The organism is Pseudomonas sp. QLc11A (assembly GCF_052112305.1).
Classification (GTDB): domain Bacteria; phylum Pseudomonadota; class Gammaproteobacteria; order Pseudomonadales; family Pseudomonadaceae; genus Aquipseudomonas; species Aquipseudomonas laurylsulfatiphila.
The window spans coordinates 1-255 of the sequence record NZ_JAVAJJ010000095.1 but is presented as its reverse complement, the minus strand read 5'-3'; the positions used below and the strand labels follow the sequence as shown (position 1 = coordinate 255).

Below are 255 nucleotides of genomic sequence, written 5' to 3'. Positions count from 1 at the left end.
CTCACCGAGACTAATGCTGCGCTGACCACCGCCGGTACCCTGACCATCAGCGACGTCGACAGCGCCACAACCTTCGTCGCCCAAACCAACACCGCCGGCAGCTACGGCCAGTTCTCCATCGGCACCGGCGGTGCCTGGACCTACGTCGCCAGCTCCGCCCACAACGAATTCGCCGCCGGCACCACCTACACCGACACCTTCGCGGTGAGCAGTGCCGACGGCACCCTCACTTCGGTCACCGTGAATATCCTCGGC

The 255-nt window shown here is 65.5% G+C and carries 1 protein-coding gene; it reads left to right on the top strand.

Annotated features, from left to right (window positions below):
* The coding region (locus Q8X48_RS30060; RefSeq protein ID WP_407802688.1) for a VCBS domain-containing protein at nt 1–255 on the top strand (255 nt) is incomplete at both ends.